This window comes from Vibrio sp. R10-SG3-ISO3 (assembly GCF_059834225.1).
This window is the reverse complement of record NZ_JCBDHE010000014.1, coordinates 32,166-49,439: the sequence shown is the minus strand read 5'-3', so window position 1 is coordinate 49,439 and position 17,274 is coordinate 32,166. Positions and strand designations below refer to the sequence as shown.

The 17,274-nt window shown below is 47.2% G+C and carries 21 protein-coding genes; 11 read left to right on the top strand and 10 right to left on the bottom strand.

Going from position 1 to position 17,274, the window contains the following annotated elements:
• Nucleotides 1-73: 73 nt before the first annotated feature.
• Together AC6R1A_RS03115 and AC6R1A_RS03110 are read right to left on the bottom strand one after the other, a co-directional pair.
• A complete protein-coding gene (locus AC6R1A_RS03115; RefSeq protein ID WP_500633312.1) occupies nucleotides 74-2,125 on the bottom strand; it encodes an alkyl/aryl-sulfatase in 2,052 nt (683 codons plus the stop codon).
• 30 nt (nucleotides 2,126-2,155) lie between these two features.
• Entirely contained in the window at nucleotides 2,156-2,653 is a 498-nt protein-coding gene (locus AC6R1A_RS03110) for a hypothetical protein (protein WP_500628447.1), read from the bottom strand.
• Between the two features lie 168 nt (nucleotides 2,654-2,821).
• Between AC6R1A_RS03110 and radD the strand changes: the two genes are divergently transcribed.
• The 6 genes from radD (at nucleotide 2,822) to AC6R1A_RS03080 (ending at nucleotide 8,234) form a co-directional block, all read left to right on the top strand.
• Nucleotides 2,822-4,561: a DNA repair helicase RadD gene (gene radD, locus AC6R1A_RS03105; RefSeq protein WP_500633311.1), complete on the top strand. Its 1,740-nt coding sequence runs from the start codon at nucleotides 2,822-2,824 to the stop codon at nucleotides 4,559-4,561.
• Between the two features lie 63 nt (nucleotides 4,562-4,624).
• Complete coding sequence (locus tag AC6R1A_RS03100; protein ID WP_500633310.1) at nucleotides 4,625-5,035, top strand: PepSY domain-containing protein; 411 nt, start codon at nucleotides 4,625-4,627, stop codon at nucleotides 5,033-5,035.
• 15 nt (nucleotides 5,036-5,050) lie between these two features.
• Complete coding sequence (locus tag AC6R1A_RS03095; RefSeq protein ID WP_500627637.1) at nucleotides 5,051-5,707, top strand: response regulator transcription factor; 657 nt, start codon at nucleotides 5,051-5,053, stop codon at nucleotides 5,705-5,707.
• The gene (locus tag AC6R1A_RS03090) at nucleotides 5,700-7,106 is read left to right on the top strand and encodes an ATP-binding protein (RefSeq protein ID WP_500633309.1); all 1,407 of its coding nucleotides are present in this window, start codon (nucleotides 5,700-5,702) and stop codon (nucleotides 7,104-7,106) included. Before AC6R1A_RS03095 ends, AC6R1A_RS03090 begins: the two co-directional genes overlap by 8 nt.
• Nucleotides 7,107-7,293: 187 nt before the next feature.
• Nucleotides 7,294-7,572, top strand: coding sequence for a 50S ribosomal protein L25 (rplY, locus tag AC6R1A_RS03085; RefSeq protein ID WP_334552334.1), 279 nt, complete (start codon nucleotides 7,294-7,296; stop codon nucleotides 7,570-7,572).
• A gap of 215 nt (nucleotides 7,573-7,787) precedes the next feature.
• Entirely contained in the window at nucleotides 7,788-8,234 is a 447-nt protein-coding gene (locus AC6R1A_RS03080) for a hypothetical protein (RefSeq protein WP_500628650.1), read from the top strand.
• A gap of 27 nt (nucleotides 8,235-8,261) precedes the next feature.
• Here AC6R1A_RS03080 and AC6R1A_RS03075 read toward each other — a convergent pair whose 3' ends face one another.
• Complete coding sequence (locus AC6R1A_RS03075; RefSeq protein WP_500633308.1) at nucleotides 8,262-8,696, bottom strand: GNAT family N-acetyltransferase; 435 nt, start codon at nucleotides 8,694-8,696, stop codon at nucleotides 8,262-8,264.
• A gap of 162 nt (nucleotides 8,697-8,858) precedes the next feature.
• Between AC6R1A_RS03075 and AC6R1A_RS03070 the strand changes: the two genes are divergently transcribed.
• On the top strand, nucleotides 8,859-9,104 hold the full coding sequence (locus AC6R1A_RS03070) for a type II toxin-antitoxin system CcdA family antitoxin (RefSeq protein WP_500628652.1): 246 nt from the start codon (nucleotides 8,859-8,861) through the stop codon (nucleotides 9,102-9,104).
• Entirely contained in the window at nucleotides 9,104-9,421 is a 318-nt protein-coding gene (locus tag AC6R1A_RS03065) for a CcdB family protein (protein WP_500633307.1), read from the top strand. Before AC6R1A_RS03070 ends, AC6R1A_RS03065 begins: the two co-directional genes overlap by 1 nt.
• 162 nt (nucleotides 9,422-9,583) lie before the next feature.
• On the opposite strand, the gene AC6R1A_RS03060 is transcribed toward AC6R1A_RS03065, so the two are convergent.
• The 4 genes from AC6R1A_RS03060 to AC6R1A_RS03045 all read right to left on the bottom strand — a co-directional run bounded on the left by AC6R1A_RS03060 (nucleotide 9,584) and on the right by AC6R1A_RS03045 (nucleotide 11,559).
• Nucleotides 9,584-9,808, bottom strand: coding sequence for a hypothetical protein (locus AC6R1A_RS03060; protein WP_500633306.1), 225 nt, complete (start codon nucleotides 9,806-9,808; stop codon nucleotides 9,584-9,586).
• 162 nt (nucleotides 9,809-9,970) lie between these two features.
• A complete protein-coding gene (locus AC6R1A_RS03055) occupies nucleotides 9,971-10,192 on the bottom strand; it encodes a VF530 family protein (protein ID WP_334552347.1) in 222 nt (73 codons plus the stop codon).
• A 69-nt stretch (nucleotides 10,193-10,261) separates the two neighbouring features.
• Nucleotides 10,262-10,927, bottom strand: a complete 666-nt coding sequence (locus tag AC6R1A_RS03050) for an SDR family NAD(P)-dependent oxidoreductase (protein WP_487903780.1) — start codon at nucleotides 10,925-10,927, stop codon at nucleotides 10,262-10,264.
• Between the two features lie 38 nt (nucleotides 10,928-10,965).
• Nucleotides 10,966-11,559 carry a TetR/AcrR family transcriptional regulator gene (locus AC6R1A_RS03045; protein ID WP_500633305.1) on the bottom strand — a complete coding sequence of 198 codons (594 nt, stop codon included), beginning with the start codon at nucleotides 11,557-11,559 and terminating at the stop codon, nucleotides 10,966-10,968.
• 110 nt (nucleotides 11,560-11,669) lie between these two features.
• Here AC6R1A_RS03045 and AC6R1A_RS03040 point away from each other — a divergent pair, with 110 nt between their 5' ends.
• The 3 genes from AC6R1A_RS03040 (at nucleotide 11,670) to AC6R1A_RS03030 (ending at nucleotide 13,796) form a co-directional block, all read left to right on the top strand.
• Nucleotides 11,670-12,212: a carboxymuconolactone decarboxylase family protein gene (locus AC6R1A_RS03040; RefSeq protein ID WP_500627629.1), complete on the top strand. Its 543-nt coding sequence runs from the start codon at nucleotides 11,670-11,672 to the stop codon at nucleotides 12,210-12,212.
• A 173-nt stretch (nucleotides 12,213-12,385) separates the two neighbouring features.
• A complete protein-coding gene (locus AC6R1A_RS03035; RefSeq protein ID WP_500633304.1) occupies nucleotides 12,386-12,781 on the top strand; it encodes a hypothetical protein in 396 nt (131 codons plus the stop codon).
• Between the two features lie 112 nt (nucleotides 12,782-12,893).
• Nucleotides 12,894-13,796: a homocysteine S-methyltransferase family protein gene (locus tag AC6R1A_RS03030; protein WP_500633303.1), complete on the top strand. Its 903-nt coding sequence runs from the start codon at nucleotides 12,894-12,896 to the stop codon at nucleotides 13,794-13,796.
• 85 nt (nucleotides 13,797-13,881) lie between these two features.
• On the opposite strand, the gene AC6R1A_RS03025 is transcribed toward AC6R1A_RS03030, so the two are convergent.
• The 3 genes from AC6R1A_RS03025 to AC6R1A_RS03015 all read right to left on the bottom strand — a co-directional run bounded on the left by AC6R1A_RS03025 (nucleotide 13,882) and on the right by AC6R1A_RS03015 (nucleotide 17,076).
• Nucleotides 13,882-15,549, bottom strand: coding sequence for an EAL domain-containing protein (locus AC6R1A_RS03025; RefSeq protein ID WP_500633302.1), 1,668 nt, complete (start codon nucleotides 15,547-15,549; stop codon nucleotides 13,882-13,884).
• Between the two features lie 233 nt (nucleotides 15,550-15,782).
• The gene (locus AC6R1A_RS03020) at nucleotides 15,783-16,040 is read right to left on the bottom strand and encodes a YrhK family protein (protein WP_487903787.1); all 258 of its coding nucleotides are present in this window, start codon (nucleotides 16,038-16,040) and stop codon (nucleotides 15,783-15,785) included.
• Nucleotides 16,033-17,076, bottom strand: a complete 1,044-nt coding sequence (locus tag AC6R1A_RS03015; protein WP_500630453.1) for an AI-2E family transporter — start codon at nucleotides 17,074-17,076, stop codon at nucleotides 16,033-16,035. The genes AC6R1A_RS03020 and AC6R1A_RS03015 overlap by 8 nt, the downstream gene beginning before the upstream one ends.
• Between the last annotated feature and the right edge of the window lie 198 nt (nucleotides 17,077-17,274).

Below are 17,274 nucleotides of genomic sequence, written 5' to 3'. Positions count from 1 at the left end.
AACAATGAGTTCAATAAAGCAAAAAATGCCCCTGCATAGCAAGGGCAAAATATATCAGTTGTGACAAGCGATCTTAACGGTTGATCGGTGACACACCTGTTTTCGATTTACCAAAGCTGTATGGGCTGTGGTCTTGTGGTAATGCCATCTTGAACCAGAACTCAAAATCATCTAGGTAAGAGGTCAATGCACCCATCTTGCTGATATCACCCGTCACTGTGGCTTTACCTGACTTCAACAGGTCTTGAAGTGTGGTTTGCTGAAGTAGCATTAAAGTGATATCGCTACGGTTCACTGTTAGTATGAAATCAGCATTTGGCGCATCGAAACCTTCAATATTACTCATACGACCGTTGCGCGCTTCAATCGCATATTTAGTATTTTCGTCAGGAATCACCAGGTTCGCGTTCATATTGAAGCCATCCATTGCCGCTTTAGGGCCGTTGAAACGTACAGCCATAAAGTTCAAGAAATCACGCGTAGGCATCGCTTGGATCAAATCCGGTGTTGCCGCTTTAGTTGATTGGACTGGTACAATACCTTGTCGCAACTCAGCCGCGCCAGCTAAGAAGACATTTCGTTCGCCAGATGATTCAGATTGGTAACCTAACTGCTCAAAACAGTCCGCTTGAAGGTAACGACCTTGCATGTTTTCTGGGTTCGCAAACACAACATTGTTGACCACCGTTGCACACCAACGATATTCACCGTTATCAAACGCTTTCTTACCTTCTGCAAGAATCGCTTCTTCGCCCATCATCTCTGTGTACTTCTTCGCTTGATCAACAGAGTTAAGGTGTAATAGTGTCGCTGGGTTCATGTCGAAATAACCAATGTACTTGTTCGCTACGGCTTTCGCGTTACGGTGGTAAGAGCCGTGATAGCCACGAGTGTACCATTGATCAGCCAGTGGTTTAGGTACGAAGAATTCATCTTGAATGTCTGTGATGCTGACACCATGGTTAATCAAACGTAGCGTTTCATCATGCAAGTAACCATACATGTCGCGCTGACCACGCAGATAATCTTGGATATTTTCGTTGCCCCAACGTGGCCAACCGTGTGATGCAAACAACAGTTCGGCTTCACCACCAAATAGGTAGAGCGCTTCGTTGATAGAATCAGCCCATTGCAGGGTATCACGCACGAACGCACCGCGCAGTGTATAAACGTTGTGTAAACCTGAAACCGTAGTCTCGGCCCCCCAATACGCTTTGTAAGCAGGAATGTAAGTGTTCATTTCTGATGGCGCTTCCGTGTCTGGCGCGTTTTGAAACACCATTTCTAGGCCATCAACGGTAATAGTTTCGATATCTTCTTCCACTTGATGTGTTGGAAGGATCAGAGACAAGCCACCATTTGCAACACCTTTACCAATCGCTGCATCGACTTGGCCAAGCTCACTCTTCTCTAGTGTGTTGCCGTATTGATAAACAACGCGACGCGCCATCACGTTACCTGCAAGTACGTTTTCAGAGATCGCAAAGTCTGAGAACGCACGAGGCGCAAGAATTTGCACTTCACCGTTATCCACTTGTTCTTGAGAAACAATACCTTTCACGCCACCAAAGTGGTCACCATGAGAGTGTGAGTAAACAACCGCTTTAATCGGTAGCTCACCGCCTTTCGCGTGCGCTTTGAAAAGCTCGTAAGCCGCAGCTGACGTTTCAGGAATCGTTAGAGGATCGAACACAACCCAACCGTTGTCAGAGCGAACAAAGCTCACTTGCGCCAAGTCGTAACCACGAACTTGGTACACTTTACCAGGAAGAATCTCAAACAGACCGTGCTCCATGTTCAATTCAGCTTGGCGCTGCATGGATGGGTGGATAGAGTCGTAGTCTTTACCTTGCAACAGGTAATCATAACTCCCAAGTTCCCACACTACGTTGCCTTTTGCGTCTTTGATCTCTAAGTCATCAACACGTGCGATAAAACCTTTACGAGCCAACTCCCAATCTTCTTGGTCAGCAAAAGGTAACGCTTCACGCAGTTCCTTTTGGAACACAGCGGTATGCGCGCTCGCAGGCTTTTGATCGGGAGTAAATGTAGGGAGTGATGCTGATGCTGACACTGCGCCAGACATGGTCGCTGTGATCACCATCGCTAGAGTAGAAAGTTTCATACGAACCTCTATTTATATGAGTAAATTGGATTAGGCGAATGCTTTTGTCATAAGAGCGGTAAACTCTTGTGATGTATCTAAGTTAAAGAACAGGCCAAGTTTGTCGGCGCTAGCAAAGTCTATTTGTCCGCGGACTAGTGCGGTCATCACGTCAATATCGGTCACTATGATGCCTTGATATTCCGACTTCGGTACTTCATGCGCCAGCACGTTGATCTGATCGCCATCGGCCACAAAACGATAGAAATGTTGGCCAGAGGCTTCAAAAAGAGTGATATCGAACACTTCGCCTTGATAGTGCGATTGCAGTTTTTGCATCAGAATGAACTGAACGGTCGACCAGTTGCTGTTTGCATAAGTTTGCACGTCTCCACGCTGCTGAGCTTGTTGAAATGCAACGGCCACCTCAAATGTGCCTTGAGGAATCGCAAACACAGCACCATCTACCGCGCCATCAGCCAAACACGCGTAAGCCTGTTGACCTGCCAGCATTCCAGCCATGATTCCTGCGATAAGCTTAAGCTTCATGATGCGTCACCCTTTTGATTCGTTGAAAGCATCATATCAAGCAGATCGATGAATAAGAACCAAGCTAACCCAGAGTGAAAGGTGAATTAAATTCACATCAAACCACCCTCTCCGCTTCGCAACACAAGATGTGTATAATCGTTCAAAATTTCCAAGCTGTTCGACGCCATGTACACCCTCAGACCCTACCAAGCAGACTCCGTCAAAGCGGTAATCCATTACTTTCGCGCCAATCAAACCCCTGCGGTGCTTGTGTTGCCAACGGGTGCAGGGAAAAGCTTAGTCATCGCAGAATTAGCGCGTTTGGCAAAAGGGCGCGTCTTGGTGCTGGCACACGTCAAAGAGTTGGTTGAACAAAACCACGCCAAGTACGAAGGTTACGGGTTAAAGGGTGCGATTTTCTCTGCCGGACTTGGCCGCAAGGAGACCGATCAGCAAGTGGTGTTTGCCTCAGTGCAATCGGTTGTGCGCAATTTGGACGCGTTCAGTCACCAATTTTCGCTACTGGTGATCGATGAATGCCACCGCGTACCAGATGACAAAAACACCAGTTATCAAAAAGTTATTCACCACTTGAGCGAGCTTAACCCGGGCATTAAAGTGCTTGGGCTCACCGCCACACCCTATCGCCTGGGTATGGGTTGGATTTACCAGTACCACACACGCGGCTTAGTGCGCAGCGATGAACCGAGGTTCTTCCGCGATTGCATCTTTGAACTGCCTATCCAATATTTACTTGATGAAGGATTTCTAACACCTGCCACGCTGCTCGATGCCCCGGTACTGAGCTATGATTTCTCGCAACTCAAACCCGCTAGTACCGGGCGCTATAAAGAGTCAGAACTTGATATGGTGATTGACAATGCCAAGCGCGCTACGCCACAAATCGTCGAGCAAATCATCCAGCACGCTGAGCACAGGCAAGGCGTAATGATATTCGCCGCCACGGTGAGACATGCGCAGGAGATCTTTTTGCTTCTCCCTAGCGATCACACCGCGCTGGTCATCGGCGATACGCCTACTCCGGAGCGTGACAGTATCATCGAACGCTTTAAGCAGCGCCAAATCAAATATCTGGTCAATGTCTCGGTGCTGACGACGGGCTTTGATGCGCCGCATGTGGATCTGATTGCCATTCTTCGCCCAACGGAATCGGTCAGTTTGTATCAACAGATTGTCGGTCGTGGGCTACGTTTATCACCGGGAAAAAGCGATTGCTTGGTACTTGATTACGCAGGCAACAGTTACGATCTCTATCAACCCGAAGTGGGCGACCCTAAACCAGACTCGGACAGCGAAATCATCACCATCCCCTGTCCGGCTTGTGGCTTTAACAACAACTTTTGGGGCAAGCTCGATAGCAATGGCTTTTTAATTGAACATTTTGGCCGTAAGTGCCAAGGGTATTTTACCGATGAAGAGACGGGCGCGCGTGAGCACTGCAACTACCGCTTTCGCGCAAAATACTGCGGTGATTGCGGCGCCGATAATGATATTGCCGCGCGTATTTGCCATGAGTGTGACGCCACCTTAGTCGACCCAGATAAGAAGCTTAAAGAGGCGTTAAACCTTAAAGATGCTTTAGTGTTTGAGTGCTTGGCGATGGACTTTTCGCTACACAAAGATGGTCAAGGTAAAAACCAGCTCCGGGTCAGCTACGTGGGTGACAACGATGCCAAGGTGCATGAATTTTGGTCTCTCACCACGCCTAAACAGAAAAAGACCTTCAAAGATCGCTTCGTTCGTCCGCATTTGGCGGACAAGCATCGCCCCTTTGATACCCTATCACCGAGTAAAGTGGTCGATAACCAACACCGCTTTCGCCCGCCGCAGTTTGTGATTGCGCGTAAGGTTGGGCGCTTTTGGAAAATGCGCGATAAAATCTTTGACGATGAGCTGAGCGGATAATTCACTCAAGGTTCATCTTGTTGCGTGTATGCTCATGTTGATTCTGAACAGAGGAATATACTGATGAATACACTGAGAACACCCCGTATGAGTCAATTTTTACCGGCTTCCTTTCTTCTTGCTAGTGCCGTCTTCTTTTCGCTGCCCAGTGCGGCGCAAGACGGCCACGCCCTAGTTCAAGATGAGTACCACCCGGGAACCCGCGTCGATCTCGATGGCGATCAAGACGAAGTGTATAGAGCGGTGCAAAATGGCGACATTCGACCCTTTTCCGAGATGTACGCAGCGGTCGAGCGCGACTTACATGGTAGAATCATCCAAGTTGAATTGGATCAAGATGATGGCATTTGGATTTATGAGCTCAAACTCAACCAAAATAACAACATCATTAAAGTTGAGTACAATGCAGCCAGTTTAGAAATGCTGGAAATTAAAGGCCGACACTTTCGCGACGCGCTTAAACCCACTGAATAAGGAGCCTCGGTTACAATGAAAATATTGGTGATTGAAGACGACCTTCGCCTTGGGCAACAAATTCAAGCGTCTTTTGACGATGCAGATTGGGTCAGTGAGTGGTCTGCCGATGGTGAGGATGGTCTCTATCGTGCCACCAGCGAAGAGTGGGACGCGATTGTATTGGACTTGGGCCTACCCAAACTGGATGGGCTTTCGGTGTTGAGTGGCATTCGCGCCAACAACATCAATACCCCAGTGGTGATACTCAGTGCCCGTGACGCGCTCAGCGAGCGAGTAGAAGGACTGAATGCTGGCGCCGATGATTACCTCACCAAACCGTTTGAGATGGTCGAGTTGATCGCCCGCGTGCGCGCCCAGCTTCGCCGAGCCTCTGGTAATGCTTCACCCGTCATGCAGGTGGGTAACCTGAGCCTCGATACCCGCAGCTCTACCGTACTCTGGCAGCAAACCCCCGTCACACTAACGGCGCTAGAATACAAAGTCGTCGCCTACTTTATGCACAACCCAGACAAAGTCATCTCTCGCACCGAACTGGTCGAGCACATCTACAAACAAGATTTTGATCGTGATTCCAACACCATTGAGGTCTTTATTGGCCGTATCCGCAAAAAAATCGCGCCTGACGTCATCAAAACCGTGCGTGGGTTAGGATACCAGCTCAATGCCTAAGCTCCGAGTCGCCAACCTTAAAAAGCTCAGCCTAAAAAGTCGCCTGGTCTTTGCCGCTATCATCTGGCTCACGGCGATGATCATCGCCGCCGGCGTGACTGTACCGACCCAAGTTCTGCACTATATGGTTGAGGACAGCCGCGATCAGCTCTCTATTTATATGGATGAAATGGCGGGTGCGCTTAACGTCAATGACCGAGGTGAACTCTCGCTCTCTTCGAGCTTATCCGATCCTCGCTTTACTCGCCCTTATAGTGGTTTCTACTGGCAAGCGAGCACTGATAGCGACACGCTGCGTTCGCGCTCTCTGTGGGATCAGACACTGACCTTCAAAGGCGCAAAAAAACACAAAGGCAAAAGCGCTGTATTTGGGGCAAAAGGCGAGAAACTCATCACCATGGATTCGGCCCTCTATTTCCCCGATTACAACGGCCCTATTCAAGTGACGATTGGCATGGATGAACAGCCCATCGAAGCGACCGTCACCGAGTTGATGGGTCAGCTGTGGCTGATTCTCGGCTTACTCTATCTTGGGCTTCTGACTGTCATTATGCTGCAAGTAGAGTGGTCATTAAGCCCACTGGGCAAGATGAAGAAAGAGTTGGCCGAGCTGCGCCGTGGCGAAAAAAATCGCCTTGATGAAGCCTACCCCAAAGATGTAGCTCCGGTGATCAGTGACCTCAACGCGCTGCTGTTTCACTATCAAGAGCTTCTCGAACGCGCCCGTCATCACGCTGGGAACCTCTCGCATGCCTTAAAAACGCCGCTGTCTGTGCTCAAGAATGAAATCCGTCAATTGGGGGAGGTAGAACAAGCGAAGCTGACCCCAGCCATCGATCAAATTCAGCACCAAATTGATTATCACCTCGGACGCGCGCGCATGGCCGGCGCCAAAAACATTCTCGCGGTAAAATCCAATCCCGCCGAGCGCGTCGATGCCATCACACTCGCGTTTGACAAAATATACGCCAGCCGGGGCTTAACCGTCATCAATGAACTGGATTCCGATATTGAGCTTGCCGTGGAACAAACCGACCTCGACGAGATGCTGGGTAATCTTTTGGAGAACGCCTATAAATGGGCCAGCAGCATGATCAGAATCTACAGTGTGGATGTCATCACTGATGAGGCAAAACGCGAAGCCGACGACGGACATCAACTCTCCATCGTGATTGAAGATGATGGCCCCGGAATTGCCAAAGAGCACATTCAGCAAGTGCTAAAACGCGGCGTGCGCTTGGACGAGCACACCCCTGGCTCGGGGCTAGGTTTGAACATTGTACAAGAGATGGCACACAGCTATCGCGGCGCACTGAGCTTAGAAGCGGGTGCTCAAGGTGGATTGAAAGCCATCCTCACCATGCAACGTGCGAGTGCAACCAAGAAGCACAAGCGCTAAGCCGTTGAAACAAAATAGGCGAAATTGTCGCGCGCACGGCGAATATCTATTGCGAGAAAACGGTATGGATGGTAGTATCCGCGCTCGTTTTAAGAGTTACGACCAATTTCTCTAAAGCGCACACCACATCTGCAAGGTCGCATTGCGAGATGTGAAGTTAATTTTTTCATATTTGAGAGTAATTACTATGAAATTTGAAGCAGTAGTACGTACTGAACTAGGTAAAGGTGCGAGCCGCCGCCTACGTCACGCTGGTAAATTCCCTGCTATCGTTTACGGTGGCGAAGCTGCACCAGTATCGATCGTTCTTAACCACGATGACATCGTTAACCAAATGGACAAGCCTGAGTTTTACGAAGGTATCGTTCTAGTGATCGACGGCGCTGAAGTGAAAGTTAAGCCACAAGACGTTCAACGTCACGCTTTCAAGCCAAAAGTTGAGCACATGGACTTCATCCGCATCTAATTCCTCCTACCAAGGAATAGCCGGATTGTAATCCAGCCTTTTGCATAAAGAATATCGGCCTTACCAACCGAGACTTCTAAAAATTCGAAACCCCGATGCTACCAACATCGGGGTTTCACCGTTTTTGGAACAAATAAAATCGTTGCTGTATCCCCTATCGCACTCTGATCGCTAATCCAGTATTATCAACGCGTCTACCCAAACACTTGTACACCATGCTGAACAAAGAACAACTGCGCACCGAGCTCCTAGAGATCCTTTTCACTCAACGCCAAAATGCATTAGATGCGGCGGATATCGCCCATGATCTTGCTACGCATGAACAAAGTGTTGCAGAAACACAGTACGATACCGTTGGACTAGAGGCCGCGTACTTAGCACATGGCCAATCGCAGCGTGTGGCTGAATTTGATATAACCATTAATCGCCTTAAGTCCCTGCCGCTTGTTGATTTTGACGAAGAAGATGAGATCAAACTCGGCGCGATAGTGACGCTCTCAGATGACATGACGTGTTGGTTTTTACCTGCATGTGGTGGCTACAAACTCGATAACGACCGCGTTGTTGTCATCACTCCTCAGTCGCCACTAGGAAAAATGCTTGATGGAGCGGAGATTGAAGAAGTCCTGCAAGATGGTAGAGAAATAAGAGGTATCCAGTAAGAGTTTCATCAGATTTCCTTTGAGCAACTACCTCTTTACTATTTGATGCCGCATTTCAACTAACTGATGTTCACCCACAATCTCCACTTCTTTGATGAACTCAAAGCCAAACCTTTCATAGTAATTTCGAAGATAACTATGAGCGTGGATCACAATAGACTCAACACCATTACTCTGCGCATAACCCATCAAAGCCTGGACAACTTTTGAGGCAACTCCAGCCCCTCGATATGCTTTTGTGACCGCTACCCTAGCCAAAGTACACGTACTGCCCTGTTTCACTGTTAGGCGAGCAGTGGCGATGGGTTTATCTTGTTCCACAACTAACGCGTGGATTGACTCTTCATCTAGTCCATCAAGGTCTAATTCTTTAGGGATCTGTTGCTCAAGTGTGAACACCTGATAGCGGATAGTTTGAGCTCTCTTTATCAACTCGGCATCATTCCCAATAGTGACTTCCATTGCTATGTATCTCCAACAACAAACACATGGCCTAACCAAATGTGAAACTGACAACCGCATAGTAAAAATGCCACGCGGGATGAATCCCTCTTGAACAATTTGTCGTATGCCTAGCTTTTACCTATACTAACTGCGCATCATTAATACGCATGGAAACACTTCATGAAAAATATATATAGCACACATGCACCTAAAAAGGCGACAAACCTTAGTTTAAACAGTGAGTTACTTGCCGAAGCTAAGCGCCTAAACATCAACCTATCAGCAACAATGGAGAAGGCTTTGGAAAAAGAAGTAAAGCAACAATTGAAAGCCGAATGGTTAGAACAAAACGCCGAAGCAATTGAAGCGTGTAACGACTTAACTGCAAAACACGGACTATTTTCTGATTCATACCGAGTATTCTAATGTCACAATTTACACTTTATAAAAACAACGATAAGAGCGCCGCAAGCACTTACCCGTATTTTGTTGATGTTCAAAGCGAGTTGCTCGATTCACTAAATAGTCGCTTGGTCATTCCCTTAACTCCTATCGAACGGCTAGAGAACAAAGCCCCTAGCCATCTGTGCCCTACGATCCATATTGATGAAGGTGACTTTGTGATTCTTACTCAACAAATGGCTAGTGTACCAACTCAAATCCTCACGACCCCAGTCAACGATCTAAGCACATTTAGAAACGAAATTATCGCTGCTATCGACTTTCTGATTACTGGTATATAACGCTAATTTGACCGTTAGATGCGAAATTATCTCACCCCTCAACAACCACATCACTCTGGTCGAATTAAAAGCCACTACAATGCAGCACATTTTAAGAGATGAAACATCAATGACTGCTTCTTGAAGCCAATGGTCAAATTCCATAAGTAGACTACGTCTTGCTCAACTTACAGAAAAGATCACTCGTTCACCCGATGCATGATCATCCAGATCCAAAATCACACCTGAAAAAGTTTTGTCTTCTAACGCGGCTAAGATCACGTCTTTCTGTGTGGTCATGATGCGGCTTAAGAACGGTTTTATAGCAATCGTTGCTAACGCCAATGGAACACTCACCGTACTTTCTTTCACTTCGTTCGTGTAGGTCTCGATTCTGAACATTTTCATCGCTTACTCCATAATCAACCAGTGCCATATCAAGATACTGCAAATTTTGGAAAGTCGACTTGATGTATCTCAAGTACTGCATCGGCCACTCAAACCGTATCTTGCGTCAATCTCTCTCAAGCATAACGTTGGAGTAGCCTATAGCTTTACGAGCTTATTTGTTCATTGGCAGAAGGTTTCAATATAGAGCGCTTCAACCTTGTCTCTTGCCCATTGAGTTCGGCGTAAGAACTTCAGCGACGATTTGATGGAAGGATTGTTATAGAAACAGTTAATTGGAATCTCTGCATCCAACCCCTCCCAGCCATAGTGCTCTTGTAAACGTACAAGTATTTTCTCAAGGGTTAAACCATGTAACGGGTTATTGGGTTGCTCTTGGCTCATTGTCAGCGATTCCTAGTCAGGTAAAGGACGAAGAGTTTAGCAGATTAATGTGAACCGGTGTTCCTAACTCTAGATCCGATTAACCGTGATATCTGATACATATCCATTGCCTACCTGTTGCAAGGCACTATGTATCATCTCTGCTACCTCGTCCGGATGCATGAACGAATGAGTATCTAGCGATTTCCCACTTGTCGGCCAAAACTCAGTATCCATTCCGCCAGGATAGACAGCGACCACCTTCATCGGCTTGCTTTTTAACTCCAGCCTGACCGATTCAATCAAACCTTTCACTGCCCACTTTGCCGCACAATAGGTGGATTCACCGGCTTTCGGTTGAAGAGCTGCAGTAGACATCACCATTACAATTGTCACCGGTTTATCTTGATACCGACGCACGGCCTCTCGTAGCACATTGATCGCCGAGTGCAGATTGTTATCAATCAGTGTGCGGATTTTATTGGGCTCTTGATCATCAATCGCTCCAAAGTAACCAGAACCAGCACAATGAATAATGGTATGAGGCGGCGTCTTTATATTTGAAAACAGCGACTCTGTCTCAAAATGATCAGTGAGGTCGCAAGCATAACAGGCTGATGTGGTCGGTATGCCATCCAATACGCTTTCGAGTTTTTGCTTGCTCCGGCCAGTAATGAGAACGCGCTCTCCCTGCAACGCATAGCGCTTTGCCAATGACGCACCTAAACCGCTGCTCGCTCCTGTTATCACTATCATAAAAACTCCTGTTTAATCTTAGAAAAACGTGTAATCAGCTATTTGTGTGGCCATTCACGCCGAAAACCGTTCATCATGGTTGCGATCAATTCCTTTAACGTTTCGTCGTCACTGCGACGTGAGTATGCTCTAAGACCTGTGAACTGGATCTGGAACCATTGTGCAAGGTGCAGTGGGTCTTGCTCTTCTACCTCACCGTTGGCAATCGCTTGTTCGAACAATGTGACAAGAAAAGCTTCAAATTGATTCGCTAAGCCCTGCGTTTGCGAGCGAAGCGTATCAAATCCTTCGTCAAACTCACTGGCCGATTTAACTAACATACAAATGGCACTGGGATTTGTATGGCGCTGCGTGATCACTACATCTAAAACAAACGCTTCTAACGCGGACAAAACCGCTGAATGTTGCGCTAAGTGATCCTCAAACTGGGCCTGAAGATTCGCGACGTACATCTTTAATGCTTCACAATACAAGCCTTCTTTAGAACCGAATGTCGCATAGATGCTACCAGGGCGAAGGTTCACATTCTCTTGTAAATCTCGGGTAGACGTCGCGTGAAAGCCTTTCTTCCAGAATAGATCGGATGCGACCTTCACAACTTCCTCACGTTGAAATTTTTTTGTATTCGCCATGATTAACCACCATTTTTGAACATGTGCTCAATTTTATATTGAGCGACCGCTCAAAATCAACTATGCTGACTCTGTCGAACTTAATCAACATCACTACCAGGAGATGAAACATGGCAGAATTTAAACTATACACCGCAGAAAACGCGCCAAAAGAGTCCAAGCCTCTAATCGAAAACTCAGTGAAAGCATTTGGGATGCTACCCAACCTTCATGCTGTGATGGCTGAATCTCCAGCACTGCTGGAGGGGTATCAGGTATTACATGGTCTGTTTCAAAGCACCTCATTCAACGCAGAAGAATTGACGGTCGTTTGGCAAACCATCAACGTCGAACATGGCTGTCACTACTGTGTACCAGCTCATAGCGCGATTGCAGCGTCAATGAAAGTGGACCAAGAGATTGTCGATGCGTTGGTTAACCAAACCCCACTGGCGAACCAAAAACTAGAGACGCTTCGCGAAACAACACTGCAGATGGTGCGTCAGCGTGGCGTGATTGACGATACGCAGATCGAACAATTCTTTGCGGCTGGTTATAGTCAGCAGCAGCTGTTGGAAATCGTACTTGGACTTGCACAAAAAGTAATGAGTAACTACACCAATCACCTCGCTGATACACCGATCGACGCGCCTTTTAAAAAGTTCGTCAAATAACCCGCATTCCATTAGTAGCGCTGGTTCTGAATCACAAAACCAGCGCACATTTCTGCTGATGTAAAAAATGCGGCAATTCACCTCGCCATTCTTTTCCGTTTTTCTTCCTACATTAACCTTTAAAATAGCGGCTGAAGCATCGCAACCCAAAGCACCCAGCTTGGAGGCTAATTATGGATCCTCACGCCCAGCACTTACTTCAACACCTTTGCCAAGAGTACGACTCGCTCTCAGAACTTCATCAAACGACTCCATTTCCCGAGTTTTCCGCCACCATAAGTCATGAACACGGACATTGCTTGGTTCACTGCCCGCTCGGCAGCCAGAGACTCTCCATTGTTTCGGTAAATTTTGCCCCCTATGTTCGTGGTCAAGGTGTGTTAAAGCGGTTTATTCGCTACATTCAAAGCCACCCTTACCAATATCGAGGTGTTGAGGTGGCCACCATACAAAACCAGAGCCTAGCAAAACGGCTATTAAATCTTGGGTGGCAGTACAAATCACTATTCAACAAAATGTTTAGACGCCAGGCGCCAACGTTGATCTGTGACTTCGACCAAATGACTTGAGCGCATCTTCTGTACATAGCTCATGATGAAATTGAATAAGGCTGGGTTTTACTCTAAAGAAAAAGTGATCTACATTGGGACTTAGGAAATTTAGAAGTATAGATGGCTAAAAATGACAACATTGACGATTCTTGATGGAGGAATGGGAAGAGAGCTCAAGCGCATTGGCGCACCTTTTTCTCAACCACTTTGGAGTGCTCAAGCCCTAATTGAGGCGCCTCATTACGTGAAACAAGCCCACGAAAGCTTCATCGATGCAGGCGCTGAAATCATCACAGTAAATAGCTACGCGTGCGTACCGTTTCACCTGGGTGAAACCTTGTTTTCAGAACGAGGGCCCGAGCTGGCCAAGTTGGCAGCAAAGCTCGCTCGACAAGCCGCTGACGAAAGCAAACGTGACGTTCTTGTCGCAGGTGCTATTCCGCCTTTCTTTGGCTCATATCGGCCTGAATTGTTCGACGCCGAGAGAGCCGGCGCTTTGACTCACGCGTTGTATCACGCTCAAGCGCCTTATGTTGATCTCTGGCTGGTCGAGACGATTTCAAGTTTGGAAGAAGCGCGCGTGATAGCAAAGGCAATGAGTATCAGCGACAAGCCCGTCCACTTTGCTTTTACGCTTATCGATGAAGTCACTGAGGAAGCAAAACTTCGTTCTGGTGAGTCGGTAAAAGAGGCGGTGACTCTAATGCTAAGCCGCCAAGCAGATGGTCTGTTTTTTAACTGTTCGATTCCCGAAGTGATCGAACAAGCACTTATCGACACGACTTCGGTCATCAACGCCCATAATACTACGATGACGCTAGGGGTTTATGCCAATAGCTTTTCGCCTATTCTATCGGGGCACCAAGCCAACGGTACACTCCAACAAATGCGACACTTTTCACCGCAAGAGTACTTACAGCTCGCCAAAGTATGGGCGAAACGTGGCGCGAGCGTCATTGGTGGCTGTTGTGGGATTGGACCTGAGCACATTGACCACCTCTCAGAGTGGCAGCATACTCTGAGGTATCGCTAGGTGGGTTCCAACGCCCACCTGTCGACAAACAATGTGATAGCGATGTGAGATAGCCTAGCTTTAGCCTCTGCACTGAGGTGTGCTATCACTCGACACTCTGATTCAGTTCTTCAATCGGCTCTTCGTGCAGGTATGCCTCGATCGGTTCAGGCCTACCCAATCCAAAACCTTGCAGATGAGAAGCGCCTAACTCTTGCATAAAAGCTTGCATATCCGCACTTTCAATCCCCTCAGAGACAAGGCTCATTCCTTTGTCTTTGCATAGCTGAACCAGATAAGTCACCAAGTTTCGGCAGGACGCATCGTGCTGACAATCTTCAACTAAGCTTTTATCGAGTTTAATTTGATTCAGTGGTTGTCGAAATAAGCTTATGATTGAGCTGTAACCTGCGCCAAAATCATCCAGAGATATCTCAAATCCCGCCTGTTTTGCTTTTGAGATTTGGTCATGACACACCGTACTACTATCGAGAATGTGAGACTCCGTCAACTCCAATACGATCCTCGAAGTCGGCACCTTGTATTGATTTGCAATCGACACGATATCGGTCACGAAGTCTGGATCTCTCAATTGAATCACCGACACATTAATATTGACCTTAGGTCGATTATCACTATCAATGGGGCAACGACGCACAAACTCACACGCTTTACTAAAGACTAGCTTTCCCAATGCAGAAATGAGACCACGCTGCTCGGCGAGTGGAATAAATTCAACCGGCGACACATAACCTAAGTCATGATGTGTCCACCTGGCGAGAGCCTCATAACTGATGACTTGATTCGTTACACTGTCAAAAATCGGTTGCACAGCGATGGTGATGTCTTCATTTTCTATCGCCGATCGAATCGAATCTTTGATAACAAACCAGCGGTCAATAGCATTTTTCACATCCCCTTGATAGACGGTGATCCCGCCATTATCAGACGCATAATCGGTAATCTGATAAAGAAGACTTAATGGGCTATCGCGATCCAAATCGCATTCATACAAACCGCCGACTGCAACATCATCGGTCAGCAGATGCTCATCGACATAGATCTCGTCATTGAACGCTTCAAGCAATGATTTCAACGCCAGAGTCAATGCCTCAACAGATAATCCAGATAGCGTTCTTAATACAAATTGGGTTTCGGAAACTCGATAGATTTCGTAGTCACTTTGTTGTTCATTTACCCATTTGACTAACCGCGCAACGACTTCTTTCGCGAAGCTGCCACCCCAAAGTCGATCGTAATCTTTGAAATTATCCACAGACACAGTGATAAGCACAGCACCATCCTCATTATGTTCGATATCCTCGATCCATTTGAGTCTGTTGTACAACCCTGTGTCCCCATCGTGATAGGCGACACGATAGAAATACTCTCTTAGCAACTTTTGTTCACTGATATCACGGTGAGAGCCGACCATATAACTGCCTCCCTCATCGGCAACAATGACGCCCGTTGCCTCAAGCCAAATGTACCCATTGCTCTTTGTTTTCACGCGGTACTCGGTGACCATTTCGCGAGAGTCGCCTTGCTCATGCTCGTCCACACGTTCACTCAACAGTGCTTTGTCGGTAGGATGAACCAATGACAACCACTGTTCCAAAGTAATCTCATCGGAGGGCAGATCAAACTGACTATAAAAGTGCTGGTTGTAGTGTCGAATCACTCTATCCCTTCCCATAAACCATGAACCATCTCGACTCATATCGAAAATATGGCTCATTTTGCTTAGCAGCAATTCGATCTCTTTTTCTTTCATTCCGTACTCCATCAACGGTTCAACCAGTCTCTCGACGTCATTTTTCGCTGCGTGCCATCCTTGACCACAACAGACTTATTATAGTTGTCAATACGTTAGGTTGCCTAATATCGTCAAACACTTACCATAAATAAATGAGAAATGTGACCGATTAACGAATCGACGACAATTTTTCATATATACGGACTTCATGGATAAAAAGATGACTGTGAACGGAGCAATGTTTGTAGGCATCATTCGCGCTGGATGTGACTGACATGCACAAGGTTAGTTAGCTTGATAGCCGGTTTAATAAGCAACTGGGCACTACCGACAATAAATAACCAAGTACCACCCAACATAAGTGCATCGTTTAAGAAAAAAATACTACCGACCAAAAACCAAATCGCTATGAGTAAATCGTTGACTGCCCCGAGGGCGTCATAACGCCTTTGAACAACAAGGTGACGCTTTCCCAGACCCAAATCGAGCTCATCCACATATTCATTCATGCTCACCTCCTCGGCTCAGTGTTGGCCAGTCGACCAATTGGACACGCTCTCTCAACAAGTTGACACTGACGAGCAAAGGGACTGCAACCAAAAATCCGATCCCCCCCCAGAGCCATCCCCAGAAGGATAACCATACGAAGATAACCAGTGGATTCAAATTGAATCGTCGGCCGAGCAGCGTCGGCGTGACGAATTGGCTCTCAACTAAGTTCAACACTAAATAAAGCGAGGTCGCCGCCAACACTAAGCTCAAGGAATCAAACTGCAAGTAGCCCACAAGAGTAAAACTTAAGGCTGAAATGAGCGGTCCGACATAAGGGGCAAAATTCAGCATGCCTGCCAATGCCCCCCAAAGAAAGGGGTCAGTCATCCCTAATATCCAGAACACTAAGCCCACCGCGACACCCAACCCTACGTTGACCAAAGTGATGGTACTGACATAACGCGAGAGATCGCTTTGCAACGCTTTAACTAACCCCACGACTTGTTTTTGCTGCGAAAAGCTATCCAGACAATGTACCATCTGCCTGTATAAACCACGTCCGTGATTAAGCATAAAATACACCATAAACAGCACCATCATCGCGTTAATAACGATGGCGGGCGTTGCCGTTGCTAAGCTTTTCAGCAACGAAAAGAGCGTACTGTCACCCATGTCATCCATATCACCGGCTATCGATAGCGACTCTCCGGTTTGCTGTTCTGTGGTCTTGGCCACTTCGCTCACTTCCTGAGTGACACTTTTTACGATATCAGGCAGTTGTGACCACCACTGCTTGACGGGCTCTGACATAGCCGAAAAACCTACCAACGACACGCCCACTAAGCAAGACAGCACGAGAACAACGACTAAGGTTCGAGGCATCCCCTTGGATTCAACGTAGTTGATAAAAGGACTACACATTAGTGCAATAAAACTACTGACAACCAGCGGCATCAAAAACGCTTTCGCAAAGTAAAGAGCCGGCACTACCGTGACAACGACAAGCAGTACCGATAGGACGAGACTCATGGAAATGGTGATACGACTTTTCATCGAACTATCTACTCCCCGCGAGGCGTGGTAACACAGACCGGACAACGAGTCGACTGAAGGACCTCGAAAGTGACGGACTCAGAATGGCTTGATGTGCCACAGCTGCACCGTAAAGCGCCATTCCACCAAAGGCAAAACAAGGGTGCCTATCAATGAAACGAGCCGTTAAGTGCCGACATAATCGGTAATGCAGTAAAC